Origin of the sequence: Vibrio sp. 10N.247.310.98, assembly GCF_041467395.1 — a bacterium.
GTDB lineage: Bacteria > Pseudomonadota > Gammaproteobacteria > Enterobacterales > Vibrionaceae > Vibrio > Vibrio crassostreae_C.
In genome coordinates this window covers 22,490-45,783 of the sequence record NZ_JBFSUL010000002.1, presented here as the reverse complement: position 1 = coordinate 45,783, position 23,294 = coordinate 22,490, and the positions used below count along the sequence as shown (strand labels likewise).

At 44.8% G+C, this 23,294-nt stretch carries 22 protein-coding genes and 1 pseudogene; 11 read left to right on the top strand and 12 right to left on the bottom strand.

The features are described from left to right. Nucleotides 1–7: 7 nt before the first annotated feature. Complete coding sequence (gene cls / locus AB6E78_RS01080; RefSeq protein ID WP_017065339.1) at nt 8–1,462, bottom strand: cardiolipin synthase; 1,455 nt, start codon at nt 1,460–1,462, stop codon at nt 8–10. Between the two features lie 366 nt (nt 1,463–1,828). Between cls and AB6E78_RS01075 the strand changes: the two genes are divergently transcribed. From AB6E78_RS01075 to AB6E78_RS01060, 4 genes and pseudogenes are all read left to right on the top strand, one after another. Continuing rightward, complete coding sequence (locus AB6E78_RS01075; protein WP_050543975.1) at nt 1,829–3,262, top strand: sodium-dependent transporter; 1,434 nt, start codon at nt 1,829–1,831, stop codon at nt 3,260–3,262. A 166-nt stretch (nt 3,263–3,428) separates the two neighbouring features. Beyond that, a pseudogene (locus AB6E78_RS01070) lies at nt 3,429–5,045 on the top strand (methyl-accepting chemotaxis protein). 177 nt (nt 5,046–5,222) lie between these two features. Then, nucleotides 5,223–5,921, top strand: a complete 699-nt coding sequence (locus tag AB6E78_RS01065) for a TIGR01621 family pseudouridine synthase (RefSeq protein WP_017060318.1) — start codon at nt 5,223–5,225, stop codon at nt 5,919–5,921. Between the two features lie 8 nt (nt 5,922–5,929). Further along, a complete protein-coding gene (locus AB6E78_RS01060) occupies nt 5,930–6,883 on the top strand; it encodes a class I SAM-dependent methyltransferase (protein WP_017068057.1) in 954 nt (317 codons plus the stop codon). A gap of 93 nt (nt 6,884–6,976) precedes the next feature. Here AB6E78_RS01060 and AB6E78_RS01055 read toward each other — a convergent pair whose 3' ends face one another. The 5 genes from AB6E78_RS01055 to AB6E78_RS01035 all read right to left on the bottom strand — a co-directional run bounded on the left by AB6E78_RS01055 (nt 6,977) and on the right by AB6E78_RS01035 (nt 11,947). Continuing rightward, nucleotides 6,977–7,594: a CDP-alcohol phosphatidyltransferase family protein gene (locus AB6E78_RS01055; protein ID WP_372132418.1), complete on the bottom strand. Its 618-nt coding sequence runs from the start codon at nt 7,592–7,594 to the stop codon at nt 6,977–6,979. Continuing rightward, the gene (locus AB6E78_RS01050) at nt 7,584–8,234 is read right to left on the bottom strand and encodes an ATP-binding cassette domain-containing protein (protein WP_017065359.1); all 651 of its coding nucleotides are present in this window, start codon (nt 8,232–8,234) and stop codon (nt 7,584–7,586) included. Before AB6E78_RS01050 ends, AB6E78_RS01055 begins: the two co-directional genes overlap by 11 nt. After that, nucleotides 8,200–9,900, bottom strand: coding sequence for an ABC transporter permease (locus AB6E78_RS01045; RefSeq protein ID WP_372111032.1), 1,701 nt, complete (start codon nt 9,898–9,900; stop codon nt 8,200–8,202). The genes AB6E78_RS01050 and AB6E78_RS01045 overlap by 35 nt, the downstream gene beginning before the upstream one ends. A gap of 5 nt (nt 9,901–9,905) precedes the next feature. Then, entirely contained in the window at nt 9,906–11,072 is a 1,167-nt protein-coding gene (locus AB6E78_RS01040) for an ABC transporter substrate-binding protein (protein ID WP_017060323.1), read from the bottom strand. 428 nt (nt 11,073–11,500) lie between these two features. After that, nucleotides 11,501–11,947, bottom strand: a complete 447-nt coding sequence (locus AB6E78_RS01035; protein ID WP_004734625.1) for an META domain-containing protein — start codon at nt 11,945–11,947, stop codon at nt 11,501–11,503. A 188-nt stretch (nt 11,948–12,135) separates the two neighbouring features. Here AB6E78_RS01035 and AB6E78_RS01030 point away from each other — a divergent pair, with 188 nt between their 5' ends. Both AB6E78_RS01030 and AB6E78_RS01025 read left to right on the top strand, forming a co-directional pair. Next, complete coding sequence (locus tag AB6E78_RS01030; protein WP_017060324.1) at nt 12,136–12,399, top strand: DUF1289 domain-containing protein; 264 nt, start codon at nt 12,136–12,138, stop codon at nt 12,397–12,399. 109 nt (nt 12,400–12,508) lie between these two features. Then, a complete protein-coding gene (locus tag AB6E78_RS01025; protein WP_017060325.1) occupies nt 12,509–12,676 on the top strand; it encodes a hypothetical protein in 168 nt (55 codons plus the stop codon). A 57-nt stretch (nt 12,677–12,733) separates the two neighbouring features. On the opposite strand, the gene AB6E78_RS01020 is transcribed toward AB6E78_RS01025, so the two are convergent. From AB6E78_RS01020 to AB6E78_RS01010, 3 genes are all read right to left on the bottom strand, one after another. Further along, on the bottom strand, nt 12,734–13,036 hold the full coding sequence (locus tag AB6E78_RS01020) for a thiamine-binding protein (protein WP_017065764.1): 303 nt from the start codon (nt 13,034–13,036) through the stop codon (nt 12,734–12,736). 127 nt (nt 13,037–13,163) lie between these two features. Beyond that, nucleotides 13,164–13,385 carry a hypothetical protein gene (locus AB6E78_RS01015; RefSeq protein WP_017057116.1) on the bottom strand — a complete coding sequence of 74 codons (222 nt, stop codon included), beginning with the start codon at nt 13,383–13,385 and terminating at the stop codon, nt 13,164–13,166. 253 nt (nt 13,386–13,638) lie between these two features. Next, the gene (locus AB6E78_RS01010; protein ID WP_372132421.1) at nt 13,639–14,877 is read right to left on the bottom strand and encodes a DEAD/DEAH box helicase; all 1,239 of its coding nucleotides are present in this window, start codon (nt 14,875–14,877) and stop codon (nt 13,639–13,641) included. A gap of 209 nt (nt 14,878–15,086) precedes the next feature. Here AB6E78_RS01010 and AB6E78_RS01005 point away from each other — a divergent pair, with 209 nt between their 5' ends. Then, on the top strand, nt 15,087–15,713 hold the full coding sequence (locus AB6E78_RS01005) for a LysE family translocator (protein ID WP_017060328.1): 627 nt from the start codon (nt 15,087–15,089) through the stop codon (nt 15,711–15,713). Between the two features lie 267 nt (nt 15,714–15,980). Further along, entirely contained in the window at nt 15,981–16,337 is a 357-nt protein-coding gene (locus AB6E78_RS01000) for a PilZ domain-containing protein (protein WP_372132424.1), read from the top strand. Nucleotides 16,338–16,480: 143 nt separating this feature from the next. Here the strand turns inward: AB6E78_RS01000 and AB6E78_RS00995 are convergent, their stop codons facing one another. Beyond that, a complete protein-coding gene (locus tag AB6E78_RS00995; protein WP_372132426.1) occupies nt 16,481–17,605 on the bottom strand; it encodes a M14-type cytosolic carboxypeptidase in 1,125 nt (374 codons plus the stop codon). A gap of 135 nt (nt 17,606–17,740) precedes the next feature. Further along, nucleotides 17,741–18,016, bottom strand: coding sequence for a nitrogenase-stabilizing/protective protein NifW (locus tag AB6E78_RS00990; RefSeq protein ID WP_017060331.1), 276 nt, complete (start codon nt 18,014–18,016; stop codon nt 17,741–17,743). Nucleotides 18,017–18,323: 307 nt separating this feature from the next. On the opposite strand from AB6E78_RS00990, the gene AB6E78_RS00985 reads away from it, so the two are divergent. From AB6E78_RS00985 to AB6E78_RS00975, 3 genes are all read left to right on the top strand, one after another. Beyond that, nucleotides 18,324–19,418, top strand: coding sequence for a NapC/NirT family cytochrome c (locus tag AB6E78_RS00985; protein WP_017060332.1), 1,095 nt, complete (start codon nt 18,324–18,326; stop codon nt 19,416–19,418). Between the two features lie 22 nt (nt 19,419–19,440). Then, nucleotides 19,441–21,888 carry a molybdopterin guanine dinucleotide-containing S/N-oxide reductase gene (locus AB6E78_RS00980; RefSeq protein WP_017071931.1) on the top strand — a complete coding sequence of 816 codons (2,448 nt, stop codon included), beginning with the start codon at nt 19,441–19,443 and terminating at the stop codon, nt 21,886–21,888. Nucleotides 21,889–22,029: 141 nt separating this feature from the next. Further along, nucleotides 22,030–22,242, top strand: a complete 213-nt coding sequence (locus AB6E78_RS00975) for a TIGR02450 family Trp-rich protein (protein WP_017071930.1) — start codon at nt 22,030–22,032, stop codon at nt 22,240–22,242. A gap of 29 nt (nt 22,243–22,271) precedes the next feature. Here the strand turns inward: AB6E78_RS00975 and AB6E78_RS00970 are convergent, their stop codons facing one another. Continuing rightward, entirely contained in the window at nt 22,272–23,009 is a 738-nt protein-coding gene (locus tag AB6E78_RS00970; protein ID WP_102321519.1) for an HAD-IIB family hydrolase, read from the bottom strand. Nucleotides 23,010–23,294 lie beyond the last annotated feature (285 nt).

Here is a 23,294-nt window from a genome sequence, read left to right as displayed (position 1 = left end):
GCTGGAATTATAGGAGTGGGTTGAACAAGTAGAACAGCCTCTCAAAGAAGCGATTACTAAGGTTTCTTTGCTCCCACTGTTCTAACTCTACAGAGTGGGATGAAGCGATATAAGATTTCTGCAGCTCAGACAGTTTTTGCGTGAAATGCACATCATCCACAGCCAGAGTCACTTCAAAGTTGAGCCACAAACTGCGCATGTCGATATTGACGGTTCCGATCAAGCAAAACTCTTCATCGATCACTACCGATTTGGTATGAAGAAGGCCACCGTAAAATTCATAGATCTTCACGCCAGCTTCAAGCAACTCGGTATAAAACGCACGAGAAGCCCATTTAACCATTAGTGAATCGTTATTGTGTGGAATGATCAGTTCTACAGTTACGCCGCGTTGAGCTGTCATCTTAAGTGTTTCGAGTAAGTCAGCACTTGGCACAAAATAAGGTGTAGTAATACGTACAGAATGATTCGCTTGATTGATGGCGATGGTCAGTACTTGTAAGATCAAATATTCCGGCATGCCAGGGCCAGACGGCACTACTTGAACCGGATGATGTGTCATGATTTCTTCAACTGGGCATTCAGGTATATCAGGGAGAATGCGTTCACCAGTCTCAACTTCCCAATCCCAGCCATGAATAGCGGATAACACATTAACGGTTGGCCCAGTCACTCTGACCATTACATCAATCCACTGACCAACGCCGGAACTTTGTTTGAAGTGAGCAGGATCGACCATGTTCATTGAACCCGTATAGGCGATAGTCTCGTCAATCACAATGATTTTGCGGTGTTGTCTTAAATCTAGGCGACGTAAAAAAATACGCCATGGGCTCACTTCTAGTGCTTGTACGACTTGAACGCCTGCGTCCTTCATCATTGACTGCCAGTGGCTTTTGAAAAAGCGAGGGCTACCGGCTGAATCGAGCAAAACTTTAACATCTACGCCACGTTTTGCAGCGCGAATCAGCGCAGAGGCAACCGAATCGGTCAGGCCACCTGGATGCCAAATATAGAAAACCATCTTGATACTGGTTTGTGCATTTTCTATATCTTCGATAATTGCGTGTAGGATCTCGTTTGGTGAAGATTGCAGCGATAGAGTGTTTCCACTGAGTGCAGGGATGCCCATTCGATTGTTACAAAGCTCGTCAATCTTATGGATAGGGGAGCCGACTTTCCCTGGTTGGTGAAGTTGGCAATCATTCAATTGACGGAACCAGTCGCCGAAAGGGGTAAACATACGATGAGCGCGTTCAGCCCTTTTTCTGCCTAGGTTTAGCTCACCAAAAAGGAAGTAACAAGCTACACCAACAATCGGGATAATGTAGATAACCATTAGCCAAGCAAGAGAAACGCTGACAGAGCGTCGTTTTAGTACAACACGAAACGTCACACCGGCTACGAGAACCCAGTACAAAACAACAGAGGCCAAAGTTAAAAAATGATAAAGCTTATCCACATTGAATACTCGAAAAAAGAGACACTTAGATAGTAATGCTATTTAACGGATATGGGAATTTAAGGATTCAACTATTTACAAAATAGAGCAAAAGATGTAAATAGGTTAAAGTTGTTAAGTTTTGGTCAACTTAAGAAGAAAACGATTGTTTTGTATGAAAAGTCGGCATTTAACCATAAAAATTTACATCTTTAACGAAATTTGTACGGTATGCTCTTCCAATTTTATTCTTAAACTGGTTTACTTGCTAGACAACGAGCGTCAATCAAATCTTTTAGGTGTGTAAATTTATTTATACACCTTCCTTTTAAAGACGCCACCCAAAGCAAAACACAACATCACATAACACAAAAGTTTGGAGTACACGTGGCTACTAGTAATACAACCACAACACCCCGCGATACCTGGGGTTCGAAGTTAGGATTCGTAATGGCTGCAGCAGGTTCTGCTGTTGGCTTAGGTAACATTTGGAAATTCCCATACACAGCAGGCGAAAGTGGCGGTGGTGCATTCGTTGCCATTTACCTGTTTTTTGTAATTTTTATTGGTTTCAGTGTCATGCTGACTGAATTTGCGATTGGCCGTCATACGCAAAAATCAGCAGTAGGTGCATTTAAAACAACTGACCGTCGTTGGACGTTCGCTGGCGTTATCGGCGTATTCAGTGGTCTACTTATCATGGGTTTCTACCCAGTAGTAGGCGGTTGGTCAATCGCATACATCGGTAAAATTGCAGGTGGTCTTCTAGACGCACCAGAAGCAATTGGTGATAGCTTTGGTGGCTTTATCTCAAACCCAGTTCAACCACTAATGTGGATGGGCTTATACCTACTACTTAACGTTGTTATCGTTATGAAAGGTATCTCTGGTGGTATTGAGAAAGCAGGTAAGATCCTGATGCCGCTTCTTTTCATTATCCTTATTGTAGTATCAATCAAAGGCATTATGCTTCCGGGCGCGATGGCTGGTCTTGAGTTCCTATTCAGTCCTGACTTCTCTAAAGTAGACAGCAATGTAATCCTAGCCGCTCTAGGTCAAGCATTCTTCTCTCTAAGTCTTGGTATGGGTTGTATGATGACATACGGTTCTTACCTTAAGAAGAAAGAGAACCTAGTTCAGACAACAGCAATGGTAACCGCAATGGATACTGGTGTTGCTATTCTAGCTGGTGTTGCAATGTTCCCTGCAATGTTCGCGTTCGGTATGGAACCTGCAGCGGGCCCTGGTTTAGTATTCGTTGTTGTTCCTCAGCTATTCGCTGAAATGGGCGGCGTAATCGGTCTTCTATTTGCTCTTATGTTCTTCGTTGGTTTGAGTGTTGCGGCACTAACATCTTCAGTATCTCTACTTGAAGTTGTGGTTTCTTACCTAATCGATGAGAAAGGCATGAAGCGTGTAACAGCGGTACTGTCTGCAAGTGTTGTAATGGCGATTCTATGTATCTTCGCTTCTCTATCACTTGGCGGCTTCGGTCCAACACTGTTTGATACTGGCGCGTTCGACATTTTCGACCTACTAACGGATAAGATTTTCCTAGCGGTTGGCGGTATGTTGGTATGTATCTTCGCTGGTTGGAGACTAAACCGTGCAGACCTAGAGAAAGAAATCACTAACGATGGTGAAGTATCTTTCCCACTATTTGGTCTATGGTACACACTAGTTAAGTACATCATCCCTGTAGCTATCGCAATCGTTGCGTTCATGGGTATCTCTTCTGGCTTCGATAGCGGTAAAGGTGCAATCATGCTACTAGGTATTGGTATCATTGCCGGTTTTGCGCTGATTTCTAAGAAGTTCTAATCGCAAGATAAAGTAATTTGATAAACGGGAGCTCATTAGCTCCCGTTTTTTTATGTCTGGAACTTAATTATCTAAGAAAAATAACCATTAAAGGTATCCGTCTGATAGCCGATATAAATGGAACGAATAGCTGTTAGAGCTATATTTTGATTTAGGTAGGTGTTGTTTGAAATTGTCAGTGAGAAAGAAACTGTATGCCGGTTTTGGCTCTATATTGGCGGTGCTTGTCACGTTAGTCGGTATTGTATGGATGGAAGTTATTGGCGCTCATAAGAGCGCCGATGAGATCAGAATGGACGATGTACCGGGCACTGTTACCTATCTTGTTCTGATAGATGAAGCTGGAGATGTCTATCGAGATGCTCTGGGTGCAATCACTCTGGTCGATAATGCACTCAATGATTATCGAACCAACAAGAACGAATTTGCTCAAGCTATCGAGCAGGCTAAGCGTTTGGAGAGTAGAGGTTCGGAAGACCACCGCCGTATTCAGCGAATTGAAGACCTGATGGGGCGTTTCACTCAAGAGTTTGAATCAAAGCTTGTGCCGAAGATCAATGATGAAGCTGCGCTACTAGCCAATATTCAACAGCTACGATCTTTGTATGAGAGCAATCTTATCCCTATTGAGAACTTACTGGATTAAGCGTCAGCAAGTGAGCGCGCAGATACAGAACAGTCACTACTGACACTAACCGACACGTTTACTACCATCGAGCGCACCATCATGGTGTTGTCTGCTATTGCGATTGTCTTTGGTTGTGTGATTGCGTATCTATTGTCTAGCTCTATTACCAATCGTCTTACTCGTGTAGAACAAGTAGCACGACGTGTAGCAAATGGTGACCTAACGGCAGGCGACATTATTGATGATTCTGGTGATGAATTGGCTGAACTGGCTAAGTCGTTTAACCAGATGCAGAAATCACTAGTAGACCTATTAGGTTCAATCTCGTCTGTGACTCACCAAGTCCAATCGGTGACAGGGGAGCTCTCTTCTATTAGCCAAGACATCGTTACTGGTGCATCAGCTCAAGCAGACAAAGCTAACTTGATTGCAACGGCTGCTGAAGAGCTAAGCTTGACCATTTCTGAAGTGGCGCAGCAAGGTACTTCAACTTATGAAGAAGCACGTCGCTCAGAAACCTCTGCAGAAGATGGCCGCAACGTGATTGTTGAGATGGTGGCGAGTATTCAACAAGTGTCGACTCAAATGAGCGATATGTCGTTGCAAATGAATACTCTAGGTTCTCACGGTGAGCAGATTGGTAGCGTTATCAAGGTAATCGAAGACATTGCTGAGCAAACTAACCTGTTAGCTCTTAACGCTGCAATTGAAGCGGCACGTGCAGGCGAGTTTGGTCGTGGTTTTGCTGTGGTAGCCGATGAAGTGCGAGCGCTAGCAGAAAGAACAACCAAAGCGACACGAGAAGTCTCGGGCATCATTCAATCGATTCAATCGGGCACTCAAGAAGCGGTGACTTACACTCAAGATAACTGTCGTTTAGTTGAGATTGGTGTTGAGCAAAGCTCAGGTGCTGTTTCGGCTCTAGAAGCGATTGTGAGCGGTGCGGGCAATGTACAAAGCATGGTTAACTCTATTGCGACTGCGGCAGAAGAACAGACGGCTGTGACCAAAGAAATTGCAGCGGACATTACCGCGATTAGCGATATCTCTGAGCAATCTCTGCAGCTAGCAACTCGTAGCTCCGAAAATACATCAGGCTTGAACGCTAAGGTTGCTGAGCTAGAAGCATTAGTTGGTAAGTTTAAACTGGGGTAAAGCGGTAGCTTGGTTCTATTTACCTATTGGTAATCGAGTAAAGACCACGCACTGATCGCTAGTTGCTGAAAAGAAGCCCAACGATTCAATATTTATTGAGTGAGTTGGGCTTTTTCGTAGCTGGAATCTGGGTTCAGACGAGGTATACTCCACGTTCTACAATGGAGCTAGCCTTTAATGTTCGATATTCTTCTGAACCACTCTGATTTTTTACTTATCAATAAGCACCCTGGAGTCAGCGTCCACAAAGACGATGGCGATACCATGTTGCTTCAAGAAGTTGCTAAGGCAATTAATGAGCCTAAGCTGTATCTCGTTCATCGACTAGATAAAATGACTTCGGGCATTCTGCTGCTGGCAAAAAATGCGTCGGCGGCGAGCGAGCTTTCACAGCTATTTGCAAAGCGTGAAGTAGAGAAATACTACCTTGCGATCGGTTCTAAGAAGCCAAAGAAAAAGCAAGGTTTGATCTCAGGAGACATGGAGCGCTCACGACGCTCAAGTTGGAAACTTCTGACATCCAAAGAGAACCCTGCGATTACTCAGTTTTTATCAGCAACGGCTGAACCCGGTGAGCGTCTGCTGTTATGCAAACCCTATACGGGGCGAACTCACCAGATCCGTGTCGCGATGAAGTCGATCGGCTCAGCCATTGTTGGTGACCCTATTTATAATCCATCGAGTGAGGCTGACAGAGGTTATCTGCATGCCTTCGCGATTCGATTTGCCTATCAATCACAAGCCTACGAATATGTCTGCGATCCAAGAAGCCTAAACTCCTTGGGTGAGAAGTGGCATCAAGAAACCGTGTCGAACGGTTTGGACAGTTGGCTTGAACCTTGGTCATTAACTTGGCCAAAGCTAAACACTAAGTGAGTGAAATAATGGAAGCATCAGCTTTACCTCTGTTTTTTAGTCATATTGAACAGCAACTTAATGAAGTACCAAACGAACTACGCCGTATTTTCCACGGGCGCGGTAAGTTTTGGCCTGGTCTAGAGCAACTGACATGTGACTGGGTTGATGGACAGCTACTGGTTAACGTGTTTAAAGAAGTCGACGATGAATTCTTGTCATCTCTTAAAGCTGGATTGGTTGAACTCACCAACAAAGATATCTGGCAATCAAAGCAGGGCACAAGCATTGTTCTGCAACACCGTTATGCCGATGGTGCGCCTTCAGAGGTTCTATGGGGTGAGTTGAATGACTCTCCGGTTGTGGTTGAGCATGGCCTTAAGTACCAATTAGACATTGGCCGTAATCAGAACTTCGGTTTGTTCCTAGACATGCGTAATGGTCGTCAGTGGGTACAAGATAATGCCAAGGATAAGAACGTTCTTAACCTGTTTGCATACACTTGTGGTTTCTCTGTCGCGGCTATCGCTGGTGGCGCTCGTCAATGCATGAACGTGGACATGTCACGTGGCTCGCTAAACAAAGGTCGCGATAACCACCGTCTGAATGAACACGATATGCGCTCGGTTAACTTCCTTGGCTACGATATCTTTAAGTCGTGGGGGAAAATCAAGAAGGGCGGTCCTTACGAGCTCGTTATCATCGATCCACCTTCGTTCCAAAAAGGCAGCTTTGCTCTAACCAAAGATTACAAAAAAATCTTACGTCGTTTGCCTGAACTTCTAACTGAAGGCGGTGAAGTGATTGCGTGTGTGAACTCACCAGCAGTATCACCAAACTTCCTGATTGAGACGATGGCAGAAGAAGCACCAAGCGTTGAGTTCATTGAGCGTCTGGACAACCCGCCTGAGTTTGTCGATGTCGACCTTGATTCAAGCCTAAAGGTATTGAGGTTTAAAATCACGGCTTCAGCTGAAGCTTGATGTCATGATTTAGCGGGCATTATCCATACTAATATAGAAAACGCCGCTCACAATGAGCGGCGTTTTTATAGGTGCAAGAAACTAACTCATTTATTAACTAGCTTGGTTTTTTAGTGTCTGAAAACCAAAATAAATACGCATGAACGTGGTTAGCCAACAAGTTGCACCAAAGGTGTAAGCGATAACCGCAAAGTGTTGAGGCCAAATACAGAAAGCAATGAAACACGCGATGGTTTCTGTACCTTCGGTTAACCCCGACATGTAATAGAGAGACTTATGTTTATAGACTGGGTTTTCAATACCTCGCTTACCAGCCATAACCGCAAACGCTAAAAAGCTGCTGCCTGTGCCGATAAAAGAGAAAATCAAAAATGCACCGGCAATGGCGTTGTGTTCTGGGTTGGCAATGACAAATCCAAAAGGGATCAGCGAGTAGAATAGGAAATCTAGGCTGATATCGAGGAAACCGCCCGCATCACTAATGCCTTGGATTCGAGCCAAGGCTCCATCAAGCCCATCACATACTCTATTAAACACAATGAAGCCTAACGCCCACTCATATTGTTGAAATGCCAACGCTGGAAACGCTAAACACCCAATCAGAAATCCGAATAACGTGGTTTGATTGGCCGTGATACCCAATTGGTTTAGTAACTTAGCAGACTGATTTAATGGCCACTTAATGACCTTAATGGAGTACTTATCCAGCATGGTTACTTCTCCATGGCCAAGACAGTACTTCTGCCCCTTGAGGTACATCGGCTTCGTCGTGCGTGACCATTAATGTAGGGATATTCGCTTTGGTCAGCTGTTCGAAGACCCAATCGCGAAATTGTGCTCTGAGCTCTTGGTCTAACTTACTGAACGGTTCGTCAAGCAGGGCGAGTTTAGGCTTGGCTAACAACATACGAGTCAAGCTTATTCTTGCGCGTTGACCGCCGGATATTTGATCCGGGAAAGATTCAGCTAAGTGAGTTAGCTCTATGTCTTTTAGTGCAGCCATTGCTTGTTTTTGGCGAGCGGAACCTTTAACAGAGTTCGGTAACGAAAAGGCCAAGTTTTCCCATACTTTGAGGTGCGGAAACAACAAGTCATCTTGAAACAAAATACCGACTTCACGCTGATGTGATGGAAGCTCGTCGAGCTGAATATTGTTCAACACAACGGTGCCAGAGTACGAAAACTCTTCACTTAAGTGACCAGCAATCGCATCCAGTAAGGTCGACTTTCCGCAGCCACTCGGCCCCATCAAAGCCAGTATTTGGCCAGATTCTAATGTGACGTTTAGCGCTGAGAACAGCGAATCTCCATCGGTTTTACGGATGGCGAGGTCGTTGAGGTACAGACTCATTACTTAGGAAACCTTTAAAAGTAAGACGGCGATATCTGAGTTGAAGTCGGCTGACTAATATCGCTAAAGAGAAAAAGAACAGAGGCAATAGGGCCTGCCAAATGGCATAGATTGCTGTCACCCTGCGGTCGAAACCACTGGTAAGTGCAACGGCTTCTGTGGTGATCGTGCTAATACGGCCCGCGCCGAGCATTAATGTTGGAAGGTATTGGGCCAAACTCACGCTGATCCCGACCGCCCAAGCAAAGGCAATCGCAGGAAGCAAGATTGGTAGTTTGATCGAATACCAACTCTGAAATGGCGATTTACCTAGGCTCAGCGAGGCTTTAATCAACCCATCATTGAAGCTTTTCCACGGGCCATCCAAAGACAGATACACGAACGGGAAAGCAAAGAAAACATGCGCCCAAATCACCCAGAACTCATAGGCACTACTGCCGATGTAGAGGGTCGTGACTTGCATACCAAACAACACTGAAAGCTGTGGTATTAGCATTGGAATAGCGATAATGAAGCCCGGAACTTGCCACTTGTATTTGATTCTGTATTCGTGAGCCACCAGCGCAAGCAACAAAGCGACTGAAGCGGCAATCAGACCAATCCATAAGCTTTGACCCACAGTACTCATGATGGCATCCCACTCGAACTCCCAGAAGCGCATGCTGTAGCGGCTCGGCAGTAAATTAGGGAAGCGCCAACGCTGAGCAACGCTCCAAATTACCATTAAAGGAATGATCAGCAGTGAAAGGCTAGCAAGGACAGTGAATACCGTTTTCCCCGGAAGGTTTGCCCCTGTTCTTCCGGAATACTGCCAAGTTCGAAAGTACTTAAGAACCGCCCATTCAACTAAACGCGCCAAGGCGATGATCAACGAAGCTAAACCAAACAAAACGATGGCACCAGCAGCAGCTCGCGGAAGTAGGTTAAGATCCGGATCGTTGAACCATTGCCATACCAAAACGGCAAAGGTCGGCGGGTTGGTTGGGCCTATGATCAAAGCAATATCGACAACCGAGACACTGTAAGCGAGTACCGCCAGCATTGGGAAACGAAGCTTGGTAAACCATTGTGGGAAAATACATTTCCACCAGATCTGAGCGCGGCTGTAACCGAGCGATGCACTGACCTTGGTGATACGCTCTACATCAATTTGCTGAAGTATCGAAATGCTCATCAGCAATAAGAAGGGGACTTCTTTGAGTGCGAGCATAATAATTAAGCCGAACGCGTATGGGTCTTTCACCAATAACGCCAATTCAGAGCTGGTAGCCGATTCGCCGAGCAAGTGATGTACCGCTCTTGCGCCAAGCCCCGTTGGACTAAACAGAAAAGCAAAGCCGATAGCGAAAGCTACATGTGGAATGGCAAGCATTGGCGATAGCGTAAACTCAATCTTTCTCCAAAACTTGTTTCCCCAAGAGGCTTGAAGAATACAAAAGGTCAGGAAGCAGGCTATATAGCTGCTTGCAATTGCTGAACCTAGGCTTAAGCCAATAGAGTGCCAAGCCCCTTCCCATTGAAAGACTTGGCTAAAACCGTTGAGTGTCGGCTCCTCTAAACCAAGGGGCGGGATGAAACTCAGTGACGAAGCCACGACTCCCGCTACCCCAGGAATGGTCGGGATAATGCATACAGCTATAACAACAAAATATAGAGCGCGTAGCATGAAGACTAGTTACCGTATCGCTTAAGCCACTCTTTCTCGAGCGCGTTTTGCCAGCTAGGGTGTGGTTCATCAACCGATTTAAATTGCTGGGTGTTTTTAGCGCTGCCAGTCAGGTATTTGCTGCTCAGAACCGAAGGATCGCCCCAAACATTGAGGTCACCCTTGCGAGACTGTGCTTCCGGGCTCAATAAGAAGTTAATGGTCACTTGAGCACCTGCGGTTGCATTGGCATTCCAAGGAATCGCCAGGAAGTGAATGTTAGATAGAGCGCCGCTTTCTAGAGCATAAGCCTTAGTGGTTTCGGCTAAGCGACCACTGGCTTGTGCTGAATAAACAGAGTTTGGATTAAACGTAATCGCGAGATCGATCTGTCCGTCATCCAGAAGTTGGATGCTTTCCGATGTGCCTGCTGGGAATTGTTTGCCACCGCGCCAAGCCACTTTATGGAATTTATCTAAGTAAGCCCACAGTGGTGCCGTCACTTCTTGGAAGTTGTCTTCTGAAACCGGCTGAGCCAGTGCAGGGTTATTGTTTGTTAGTTCAATCAATAGAGACTTAATGAAGCTCGTGCCATGAAATTCTGGTGGGCGAGGGTAGCTTAAGCGATTTGGGAAAGCTTGAGCGTAGCTCAACATCTCTGAAAACGATTGTGGCGGGTTGTGTAGTGTCTCTTGATCGTGAATGAACACAAGTTGTCCCACGCCCCACGGTGCTTCCAAGCCTTCTGTCGGCTCTGAGAAATCAACATCAATCGGCAGAGACTTATCGACATACTGCCAATTTGGAAGTGACTCTGTAAATGGCCCAAACAATAGCGCGTTGTCTTTCATCGAGCGGAAGTTCTCGCCATTAATCCAGACGATATCGACGCTGCCTTCACTGTTCTTTCCTGCTGCTTTTTCAGCAAGCAGTCGAGTGGTGGTTTCCGCAATATCGGTCACTTTCACATGCTTTAACGTGACACCGTAGTCACTTTGTAATTTCTTGCCTGCCCACTGTAGGTAACGATTGATCTCTTGGCTTCCGCCCCAAGCGTGAAAGTAGACAGTTTCTCCCTCTGCCTGCTGTTCTATTTGGTTCCAGCTGTCGGTGGATGTTGCTTCATCAGCATAAATGGTTGCGCTGTATGCAACGGTTGCCATGATTCCTAACGTACTTACTATCTTGTTCATAAACTTTTCCATTTGGTAGTGAACGGGCAAGAGCATTGTATTTTCGAACTCCCTAGTGCGTATTGACCCTTCGTGGTTAACGAAAGATCAACATGCCCTAATAGTTATTCTATCTGTTTCTGAAATAAATTCTAATTCAACAGTAAATTCAATCAATTACTTGAGAATAAGCAGGGAGTTCGCGGTCGAGTTTTGTTCGATACGTAATCATCTCGAAAACTCGACAGACTCTAGGCTTTTGCCATCCTAGCAACAGACCGCTGAACCGTTGAATTTATTGCATCTAAATGAGAGATTTTTGAGGTTTATTGGAGGTTGGTACGAAAAGTCGGCGATGAGCGTCAATTTTGAAGAAGTAGTGAGGGCAAGCTGACAATAAAAAAGGAGCCATCAGGCTCCTTTAATCAGTATTTGGTTTCGATGACGGATTAGTTTACCCAGTCACGAATTGTGTACGTTAGCGTGTGTACATCGTTTTTCAGTACTAGCGTATCGTTTGTTAGCGTTACGTCGCTCCACTCGCTTAGAGTAGCAGAAACCGATTGTTCGATTTCCATCGCAGAGCCGTGACACATTTTCATTGTCATGCCCATTTGCTTGATACGGAATTGACCGTCTTTCAGCTCGCCTTGACCGAAGAAGTTGTTACAACCAGCCATGCCGTTTGCAGTCATCTTTTCGCCGATCTCTAGACGAGGAGCTGCTTGGTCTTCGCTTTTCACAATGTCCTTGCCATCAATTTGCGCAAGTTCCCAATTATGGTGCTGTAGATCGGTTGGTGTTACTTGCATCGCGTTGTCACCTGTTGTTGTGCATGCTGCTAGCATCATAGGTAAAGCGGCTACTGCTAGTAATTTTTTTGAACTAAACTTCATATTATAAGGCTCCAAAGGAAAGAACGAAGTTACCGGATAAGTGTAACTTGATGGGTTCAAAGTATAGTTTACAAAACACTATATGTGTCAGTATAAGGTCATAGTTTAGTATGGATTTCACGAGCCAGGCGACAAATTAATCGCTTATTTTTGAGAGAGTAAGCGTAATTTTGAATGTGTAAGGAGGCATGGTGGAGCAGTTAGAGTTTTTCCAAGTTCCAAGCCCTTGCGTTGGGGTTTGTTCAAGCGATGACAAAGGCTATTGCAACGGTTGTATGCGCAAGAGAGAAGAGCGCTTTAATTGGATGTCGATGACACCGTCAGAACAATTGCACGTGATAAAGCTGTGTCGTCAGCGCTATAGAAGAAAAATAATGAATCAAAAAAACTTGATTGGTAAGCAGGTCGATGAAGAGGGAAATACCAGTCCCCAAAGAGATCTTTTTGGCTAAAGAGGAAGTATTTAGATTTTATTTAACTCCGAAGTAACTATTACTTTACATAATGGTTGGGGTGTAATATTAAAGTAGGTACCTTTGTACCTGAAGGAGTGGTGTCGGTATGAATAAAAAGAACGTAAAAATCAAAAAAGAGCCAGTCAAAGCACTTGACCGAAAACCGATCGGGGCAAAAGATGACCCTGAAGAGACTCCGCGTGATTGGCATTCGATGTCAGAAGAAGAACGAATGGAAATCCTTTCTCACCTCTCAGACATGCCTTTCCAATAACACCACTGGTTCTTCAGAGCCTTTCTTAAAGCTCAGTTTTCAGAAACAAAAATGTGATTAAACAAACATGTGATTCGCTTTCGTTACACCACGATGGTACGTGCAAAATGTATCATCGGCCTCGGTGGTTTTACTGTGAATCTTAATGTTTGTGATCACTTCTACCGCCCCTGCATCGTAGCAAGCTTGTTCTGCTTTTTTAACGATATCGAGTAATTGGTTGAGTTCACCTTTCATCGTAGTTTCCATCGCACCGACTTGGAAAGGCACATCGGCAGCTTTCACAACTTCAATGGCTTTATCAACCACTTCGAAGTTGTTGCCTTCTTTAACGCGAGGTATCACTTGGAAGGCAACCATCACTTCTTTTTCTCTTTTTAACTCAGACACTTTCTGCTTACTCTAGGATAGGGAATTGTTGCAGATGATAGGTTAATTCGGAGACGAATTCTACAGCGATTATGCTGGTTGGATTACTCTCTTTGTCCTACTTGTTACCCCAGTGGTCACTTACCCAACCACCTATGTGCTCATCAAAATGACTGCCACTGAACCTCTGGTTGCGTTCAACCGAAGTATCACAATCATCTTTATTATCTATTAGGGTTTGTATGTAGTTTGCCATCGGGTCATTGGAACGTTGACGATCTCGGCGAGTTGCCACTTCCTTAATCAGTTGTAATCGATATGTAGAGCTAGCACGTTTCATTTCAATGACCTCCTGTTGTAGACACTAATAGAAAAATCTAGTTGCTAGATATAGGGGCGTCAACGTGATTTAAGAGTATTTTTTTTGAGCAACCAAGAATCAATACGTTGGCATCATAATTCACAAAAGTGTCATTTAAGTTGGCAACTTTAGGGAAGTTTTTGGGTGTGAATTTGTATTTTGTTGCATATAAAAAAGCCCAGTACAAACTGAGCTGACCATTCTATTTCTGGTTACTTAGAGTTATTTCTGGTTACTTAGAGCTATTTGGTTTGCTTTTAAATTGCTTAATGCTTTTCTTTTTAGCTGTTCTTCGATTGGCCATTTTATCTTTAGGTGGACGCTTGCGAGCGGTCGTTTCAGATGCAGGTTTGTCGGTAACCGGGAAACCCTCTAATGGTTGCAGCACTAACGGCTTATTGGTCAAGGTGCGAATCGCATTGAGGTAGTCAGTTTCGCTGTGGCTAACCAGAGAGACCGCGCAGCCAGTACTTCCTGCTCTTGCTGTACGACCAACGCGGTGTACGTAAGTTGCTGAGTGAGAAGGTAATTCGAAGTTAATTACGACAGGTAATTGATCAATATGAATGCCTCTAGCCATCACGTCTGTCGCGATAAGCACACGAGTCTCGCCATTTTTGAAACTTTCTAATGCTTGCTCTCGTTCTTCTTGGCTCTTATTTCCATGTAACGCACTCACACTGATTTTGGCTTTATTCAATCGTTTGGTTAATGCATCGGCATTGTCTTTTGCGCCAATAAATACCAATACTTGCGGCCATGTGTGTTGATTGAGTAGTGCGATGAGCGCTTGAGCTTTACTGCCTTTGTTCACTAAATACAGGGTTTCTTCAATAGCCGCGACCACGCTGTTTTCTTGATGTGTCGTGACCTTAACTGGATTTGAAAGAAGCTCTTCAGCCTGACCTACTAATTCGGGCGGAAGTGTCGCAGAGAACAACAGTGACTGACGTTTGCTCGGTAGTGCTGAAGTAATCGCTTGAATATCTGGCCAAAATCCCATGTCGATCAGGCGGTCGGCTTCATCAAGAACCAATGATGAACACCGAGCTATATCCAGTTCATCACTTTTGATTAAAGCAAGTAGGCGGCCCGGTGTGGCGATGGCTAATTGTGGTTTAGTCGATAATTGTTGCTGTTGATCATCAGTATTTACGCCGCCCGTTAGCGTTACCCATTTGATATTGAGCGTTGTCGCGATCGGTTCTAAAGATTTGGTCACTTGAGATGCAAGTTCACGGGTTGGAACAATGATCAGTGCTTGCAGTTCATTCACATCTTGGTTGATGTTATTCAGTAAAGGTAAGCCGAACGCCAATGTTTTACCGCTGCCCGTTTGAGCCAATGCGAGTACGTCTTTCCCCGCAATAATGGTAGGAATTACCGCTTGCTGTATCTCTGTCGGCTTATTGAATTGAGATGAGAGCGCGGAGACGGTTTTTGCGTTAAGGGTTAGGCTATCAAATGACATAAATGAACCAAGTATCAAAAAGGAGGTGGAGTCTATCAGGGCTACAAATGTTAGAGAATCAGTTTTGTATGTTAGACGATAAACACATTCATTATACGCGCGAATTATGTCTGTTAGCTATACGCGATAATTAAGCGTTTATCATATTGTAATGGCACTGAATGGACGTACAATGTCCGCCCTAAAAATGTTCATGAAATGAGATCGAAATGAGTTGGGACAGTATCTGGCTGTTTATCGTGATCGTGTTTTTTATTGCCATTATCCCGGGCCCAAATGCGCTGTTGGTATTAAGCACAGCCTTAACTCAAAGGAAGCTGTTCGCATTTGTGAACGTGTTGGGCGTGTCATGTGGTTTCTTTTTTCATGCCTTTATCTCGGCTAACGGCATAAGCTTATTACTGTCGAACACTCCCATGGCCTTTGAAGGGCTAAAGTGGGCTGGGGTTTTGTATCTTGTCTGGCTTGGGTATAACCATTTTCGTGCGGCGCTGCGCGCTCAAGAGGGCGTGCTCTCTGTGGTCAGTGCATCGGGAAGTAAGCTTTATAAGCAATTTTTCAAAGGGCTTCTCACTAATCTACTGAATCCTAAAATTGTCCTGTTTTATCTTTCTATATTCCCTCAATTTGTTTCAACAGATGCGATTGTGACAGACAGTTTGATACTTGGTGCAATTCAAGCGTCAGTGGTGTCGATGTGGTTCTTAGTTGTGATCTTAATGGCGGATACCTTTAAGCGCTTGTTAGTTCAAAAGCGCACCTCGCAAATGATGAACATTGTGTGTGGGATTCTATTCGTGGGCTTCAGCATTCAGTTGGCATTGTTTCAGCTTTAGGGTGCGATGCGAAGAATTGGGTTTTTAGCTATTGGTTCAGTTCATTTCCGGCTTAGTTCTCGTTTCCATCTTAGTTTTCATTTCCGATTCAGTTCTCATTTTTTACTGAATGCTAAGCAATCAGTGTTTCTCTGTATAAATCTCTAAAGCATTAGCTCGGGAAGTCGATATAATTATTAGCTATCAATTTGGTGAATGTGTTTATTTGAGACCAATTGAAGCTACAGCCTATTGCTTGACCGAAATAACAGAGACAGGGAGTCACCAATGCGTGAAGATTCATTCACCCAGAAACGCAAATATTACCGCTTAAAGTACCCTCAAAAGGCTCGTCCGGTGATGCGAATTAAGGATGAGCTTTTTCATGTCAGCGAAGTTTCTGAAAAGGGTGTACGCCTGATGATGCGTAACATCATTCCGGTTTATCGTGGCTTTTTAATGGCCGGCACCTTGAGGTTGCATGACAACAACAGTATCGATATTAGCGGTGCTGTATTGCGACAAGAAGGTGACGAAGTGATCGTTCAGTTATCACAAGGTCCGAGCTTCAAAGATATGGTGTCTGAACAACGCCACATTAGGCAAAGATACCCAGTGTTTTTTGCTAGCCTCAGAGTGGCATAGAAAGCTTTTAAAGTTAGATTCACTCATCCAAGCCGATATTAAAAAGCCCAGCACTTTCACAAGTGCTGGGCTTTGTTCTATCTATAGCCCAGATTCTTATAAACCAAAGGCGATACAGGTAAAGCTAATGAGCTTAGTTCGCCTTATAGCTCGTCTACTGTAGCCCAAACTGCGGCTAGCATATCGTGACCAAACGCGACACTTCGTTCTGGAGACCAGCCGTAAAGTTCGTCAGCGTGACTGATGTGATCTTTAAATGGCATCTCGACGGTGTAAGTCAAACACTTGAATTGCTCACCAATCCAGTTTGTGCCAACTGTCATGTTTGCTTTGCCTGGTTCGTCTTTATCGTAACCAAATTCATCTTGGAACTCTGGCGTGATAGTGAGCAGTGCTTGCTTGAAGTGGCTCTCTAGCTTCGCGATGCGCTCGTTGTAAGAAGGTGTGCCTTCGCTACCTGCTACAAAGTTATATGGAATCGCTTCGTCGCCGTGAATATCTAGACACAGGTCAACGCCCGTTTCCAGCATACGCTCGCGAACAAGGAATACCTCTGGGCTGCGTTCCATAGAAGGTGATTGCCATTCGCGGTTCAGGTTTACGCCAATCGCGTTAGTACGCAGGTGACCGCGGATGCTGCCATCTGGATTCATGTTTGGTACAACTCTGAACACAACGCTGTCTAGAAGAGAGCGACCAACCGTATCTGTTTCATCAAGTAGGCGTTGTAGCAGGCCTTCGATCAGCCATTCAGCCATCGTCTCGCCAGGGTGTTGGCGACCAATAACCCAGATGTTTTTCTTCTCTTCACTTGGCTCGCCGATGGTTAGCAAAGTGATGTCGTTGTTGTCTAGCGTCTGACCTAGAGTTTCAAGCTTACAAGCAGGGTGCGTTTGAGCATTGTGCAGAAGATCTTGGTGACGATCGTATGAGTACGGCGCGAAGTACGCGAAGTACATTGAATCGTGTTCAGGGATGATATCGAAGCTTAATGTATCGCCATCGAACTGAGATGGGATACGGAACCACTCTTCACGGTCATACGATGCAACTACATCGTAATCTTTCCAGCCTTCAGGGTAGGCAGATGTTGCCAATTGACCGATTTCAAAGTGGTGAGATTGTTGAGCTTCACTTTCTAAGCGGAAGTGAAACCACTGAGAGATTTCAGTTTGGTAGTCTGCTGGGATCGTCAGTTGAATGTTTTGTGGTGAATCTGCAGAAACGACGTGAATGTTGCCGCTTTCGAAATTGCTGAAAATTTTCATTGTAGTTTTTATCTCGTAGTTGAGTTGCCGTAAGACTAGCACACTTTTTTTCGAGCAAACCACTAACTAAATCGTAATGAGATGTTATTTCAACTATCTACTTTTTAGTTCTCTACTTTGAGCAGTACTTCCTATCTATCGACGCTGACAAGTTGTACACCCACGACAGGCTGAACGTGTGTGGCGATCTAACTTGCTGCGTTGAACCTTACAATAAGCGTTTTTCAGCGCTCTTCTTCCTGAGAACCAATCATCGGGTTTTGACAGGATCAGATAACCATTAAAGCGTTTCATAAGCTCGACTCTATTTTGGTTGATGAACTTGCTATCAAACCCAATTTCGAAGTAATCAAGCGCTTGTTCAATCGAGGTGAAACTCGCCATTTTTTGTTGGAATTCTGTTTGGTTCATTGAGTGAGGAGTTTATGAAAAATAGATAGCCAATATTGTAATAGATTTACAATTTACTTCTTTGACTTAGAAAGCCGTTTTGTCTCGTTGATGTTGGATTAATCAATAATGAATATTTAACCGCTGCCTCTTATTTGGTGGGTGATTGTATCTGGTGGGGAATAATTTCGTGAAGTGACCTTGGGTTCTCATAAAGGTTCAATTTTTGTTCCTCAGAATGCGATTTATGATCCAAATCAAACTGATCTACCCCTAAAGTACTATTCTGATCTTAATTGTAACCAATTGTTGAAGATGATTAAGAATTATGACAATAAAAAAACGTTATATCGCACTAATAGCGGCGGTTGGTATAGGTATTGGCTGGTTAACCTTAGGGGGAACTGCAGCCGTTATGCACTATACATCGAGCACTGAGTTTTGTGTTTCTTGCCACACAATGGAAGCACCCCACAAAGAATACCAAGGTTCTGTACACTTCAGTAACGCAAAAGGCATTCGAGCTGAATGTGCCGATTGCCACATTCCAACTGATCCGATTGACTACGTGATCACCAAAGTAAGAGCGTCCAAAGACATCTACCACGAATTTATTTCAGGTAAGATAGACACGCCTGAGAAATATGAAGCACACCGTGAAGAGATGGCTGAGACAGTTTGGGCTCAATTCCGCGAGAATGACTCAGCGACTTGTCGCTCTTGTCACGAATTCGATGCAATGGAAGAGTTCGAGCAATCTCGTGATGCAGCAAAAATGCATGCTTATGGTCGTGAAAATAACCAAACGTGTATCGATTGTCACAAAGGCGTTGCACATTTTGCTCCTGAAGCTCAGCTAGATAGCAAAGCGTTCGATACCCTGATCGCATTTACGAAAAACACGCCAGCAGATGCGAAAGTGGTTTACCCAGTAACCGATATCGCAATGGGTGACTTCGGCAGTGTAAACCCAACAGCAGAACTGCAAGTGGTTAAGGCTGAAGGCGACAACCGTACTGTGACTTTGAATGCATTCCAAATGAAAGGTGCAGAGCAAGTGCTTTACTTCGGTGAAGGCCAACGTGCAATCGTTGCGACATTGACAGACAAAGGTCAAGAAGCACTGACTACTGGTGACTATAAAGCAGATGCTTATGGTAACGAGTGGCGTTCAGTTGCGCTAACGGGTGATATCACTTCTCCAGTTGTCGATAAACTAGACCCAATCTGGTCTTACGCAGAAGAGTTGGACAACGTTTACTGTGCAACGTGTCACGCGAAAATTCCTTCAAACCACTTCACTGTGAATGCTTGGGGGCCTGTTGCGAAAAGTATGGGCGACCGTACAGACATTTCTGAGCAAAACCTTGAGCTGCTGACTAAGTACTTCCAAAACCACGCGAAAGACGTTGTTGGTCACTAAAGAGAATTAGAAGGATAAAATTATGACTAATATGACACGTCGTGGATTTATGAAAGGCACAGGTATTACAGCTGGTGCGTTGGCATTCACATCTTTGACGCCGATGAGCGCAATTGCTTCGGACAAACGTGGTTCTGGTGTTCTAACATCAGGTCGTATGGGACCAATGCTGTGTGAAGTGAAAGATGGCAAGTTAGTGTCGACGACGAATGCACTGGCACAAACGGTTCCAAATAGCCTGCAGACCACAGGCCCTGATCAAGTACACACCAAAGCGCGTGTTAAGTACCCTATGGTTCGTAAAGGCTACTTGGCTAACCCATCTGCACCTGAAGGTGTACGTGGTAGTGATGAATTTGTTCGTATCTCTTGGGATGAAGTGTACAAATTGATTCACCAACAACACTCACGTATTCGTCAAGAGCACGGTGCGGAATCTGTATTCGCAGGCTCTTATGGCTGGCGTTCAAGTGGTGTTCTGCACAAAGCGCAAACGCTTCTACAACGTTACATGAGCATGGCTGGTGGTTACTCTGGTCACTTAGGTGATTACTCAACAGGTGCTGCGCAAGTTATCATGCCGCACGTTGTGGGTTCGATTGAGGTGTATGAACAGCAGACGACTTACCCAGTTATCCTTGAGCACAGTGATGTGGTGGTACTTTGGGGCCTAAACCCAATTAACACCTTGAAGATCGCTTGGAGCTCAACCGACTGTGCAGGTCTTGAGTTCTTCCACCAGTTGAAGAAGTCGGGCAAGACAGTGATTGCGATTGACCCAATGCGCTCTGAGACTATCGAGTTTTTTGGTGACAACGCAGAGTGGATTGCTCCTCACCCAATGACTGACGTAGCCATGATGATGGGTATCGCACACACGTTAGTGAAACAGGGCAAGCACGATAAAGAATTCTTGGGTAAATACACAACAGGTTACGACGTATTCGAAGCTTACTTGATGGGTAAGGAAGACGGCGTAGAAAAATCTGCTGAGTGGGCGTCTGAGATCTGTGGTGTGCCAGTGAAGCAGCTTGAGCTACTTGCGGATATCTTCAGTAAGAACCGTACTATGCTGATGTCTGGCTGGGGTATGCAGCGTCAACAATACGGTGAACAACGTCACTGGATGTTGGTTACGCTAGCGACAATGCTAGGTCAAGTTGGCTTGCCTGGTGGTGGTTTCGGTCTTTCTTACCACTACTCAAACGGTGGTAACCCTGCTCGTGATGCAGGCGTACTTCCTGCGATTTCAGCGTCACTTGGCGGTGGTTCTTCGGCGGGTAACGATTGGGCTGTTTCAGGATCTGTGAACGCATTCCCTGTAGCGCGTATTGTTGAAGCGCTAGAAAACCCGGGTTCAAGCTACCATCACAATGGTCACAACCTAACGTTCCCAGAGATCAAAATGATCTGGTGGGCAGGCGGTGCGAACTTTACTCACCACCAAGATACCAACCGCTTGATCAAAGCTTGGCAAAAGCCTGAGCTGATTGTTATCTCAGAACCTTACTGGACAGCAGCAGCTAAGCACGCGGATATTGTTCTGCCAATTACTACATCGTTTGAACGTAATGATATGACGATGACGGGTGACTACAGTAACCAACACTTAGTGCCAATGAAGAAAGTGGTTGAGCCACAAGGTGAAGCTCGTAACGATTTCGATGTATTTGCGGACATGTCTGAGTTACTTGCTCCGGGTGGTCGTGATGTGTACACCGAAGGCAAGACCGAGATGGAATGGCTGTATGGTTTCTACAAAACCGCACAGCAAGGTGGTCGTGGTCAGCGTATCGTAATGCCTAACTTCAGCAAGTTCTGGGAAGATAATCAGTTGATCGAGATGAAGTGGAACGAGAAGAACGCACAGTTTGTTCGTTACGCTGATTTTCGTGAGAACCCAATCATGAACCCACTAGGTACACCAAGTGGCAAGTTCGAGATATTCTCAAGAACCATTGAAGGTTACCAACTAGATGATTGCCCTGCACACCCAACTTGGTTAGAACCAACAGAGTACACAGGCAACGCTAAAGATGGCGAACTGCAACTGATGACAGCGCACGCCGCGCACCGTCTGCATAGCCAGTTCAACTACGCGAAGATCCGCGAAGAGTATGCGATTGCAGACCGTGAGCCGATTTCAATTCACCCTGAAGATGCGAAAGCTCGAGGCATTAAAACGGGTGACTTGGTTCGTGCACATAATGGTCGTGGACAAGTATTGGTGGGTGCATTAGTGACGGACGGCATCAAACAAGGCTCTGTATGTATCCATGAAGGCGGTTGGCCTGATTTAGATAAAGAGACAGGCCTATGTAAAAACGGTGGCTGTAACGTGCTTACGTTAGATATCCCGACTTCTCGTTTGGCGAATGGCTGTGCTGCAAACTCTGCGCTTGTGAAGATTGAAAAATACACAGGTCCAGTATTAGAACTCACGGCATTTGATCCACCTAAAAACGGCTAATCTTTAACAAGTAATAGCTAACTGAATGAAGCCAGCCTAATCGCTGGCTTTTTTTGATCCTTTTCTTGCGATGAAGACTATTACTCAATGTCGGCTAGACATCCCATAATAATCAATGACATCTAAGCGAGAAATAAGCTCATGAATCGAATCAATCCAAAGAAACTACTTCGCAGTAAATGGACGGCCGTTAGCCCAATAAAGAAAGAAAAACACTTCATGGTCACAGAGGTCGAGTTTGAAGAAGGGGAGGTCATTCGTTGTTTAATAGAAGCGGTGATGACCAAACGTGAGGAAGACATCAACTGGCGGGATCTCACCGACAAGGATCATTGGCTTCCCGGTTGGAAATAAGGATAGCAAGTAGGGAGCAGTCCTTATTTCTAATTACCCGCTGCTGCACGTCCTTGCCAGTATTTAAGGCCTTCTAAGACACCCTCAGCATGTGTTGCTCTACTCGTGTATACGTTGTCTCTATCCGATAGGTGAGCAACCTCTGGGTAATGGTTAGCAACCAGTATCGAGTTTACGCCTTCAATGGTGAGCATTGAGGTGTCGTTAGCTGAGTCACCTGCGACGCACACTTCTGCAACGCTCAAATCGTGTTGTTCGAGTAGGTGGTGAATCGCAGTCGCCTTGTTAACGCCTTTTGGTGTGATATCTAAGTACCAATCATGAGAGTAAGTAAGGTGAACATCTAATCCGTGGATCTCCAAACTAGATTCAATCAGTTCGTGTTGAGGCTCTGAAAGCTTTCCTTCAAAAGTGATCTTGTAATCGCCTTGATGGTTCTCTATCCGCTCACCCATAAAATCAAGGGGGGCGAGAGCCGTCTCTACCCTTGATTTGTTCCAAGAAGCTTCCAGTTGGTTATGCCAAACATGGTCTGGTTTTTGGGAATGAACATGATGAATTTTGGTGCCCACATCGCTAATAATACTGTGTGGCTTCGGGTAGTTATCCGATTCTAAACCCATTCGAATCGAAGGTAATGTTCTTCCTGTCGCGATGATAAAGCGAATATCAGGTTGTTCTGTGAGGTAATCAAATAGCTGGTTAACACCGTGAGATGAGCCTCCATCAAGCGTACCGTCAAAGTCACACACCAACATTTTTATCATTCGAATTCCTTGTCTTTTTCTCTATTTCGTCACGGGAAAATGCTTATTTCTTTTATAAAGAATGGCTCAGCAATGAGCACTCTACAAGTTGAAGTTCAGCTTAGATAATCACCAATTGACAGTTTGCAGCAAGTATCACAGTTGGTGTGACGTATTAAAATTCTTGGTTGAAAAGGTTGATTTCAACTCGCTGACTTTAGCCGGTTGACCTTTGGTTTTTAGGTAGAGATTGAGAGTTGATCTTATATTTTTTATCGAGCGAACTTTCGCCTCGGAAACATCATG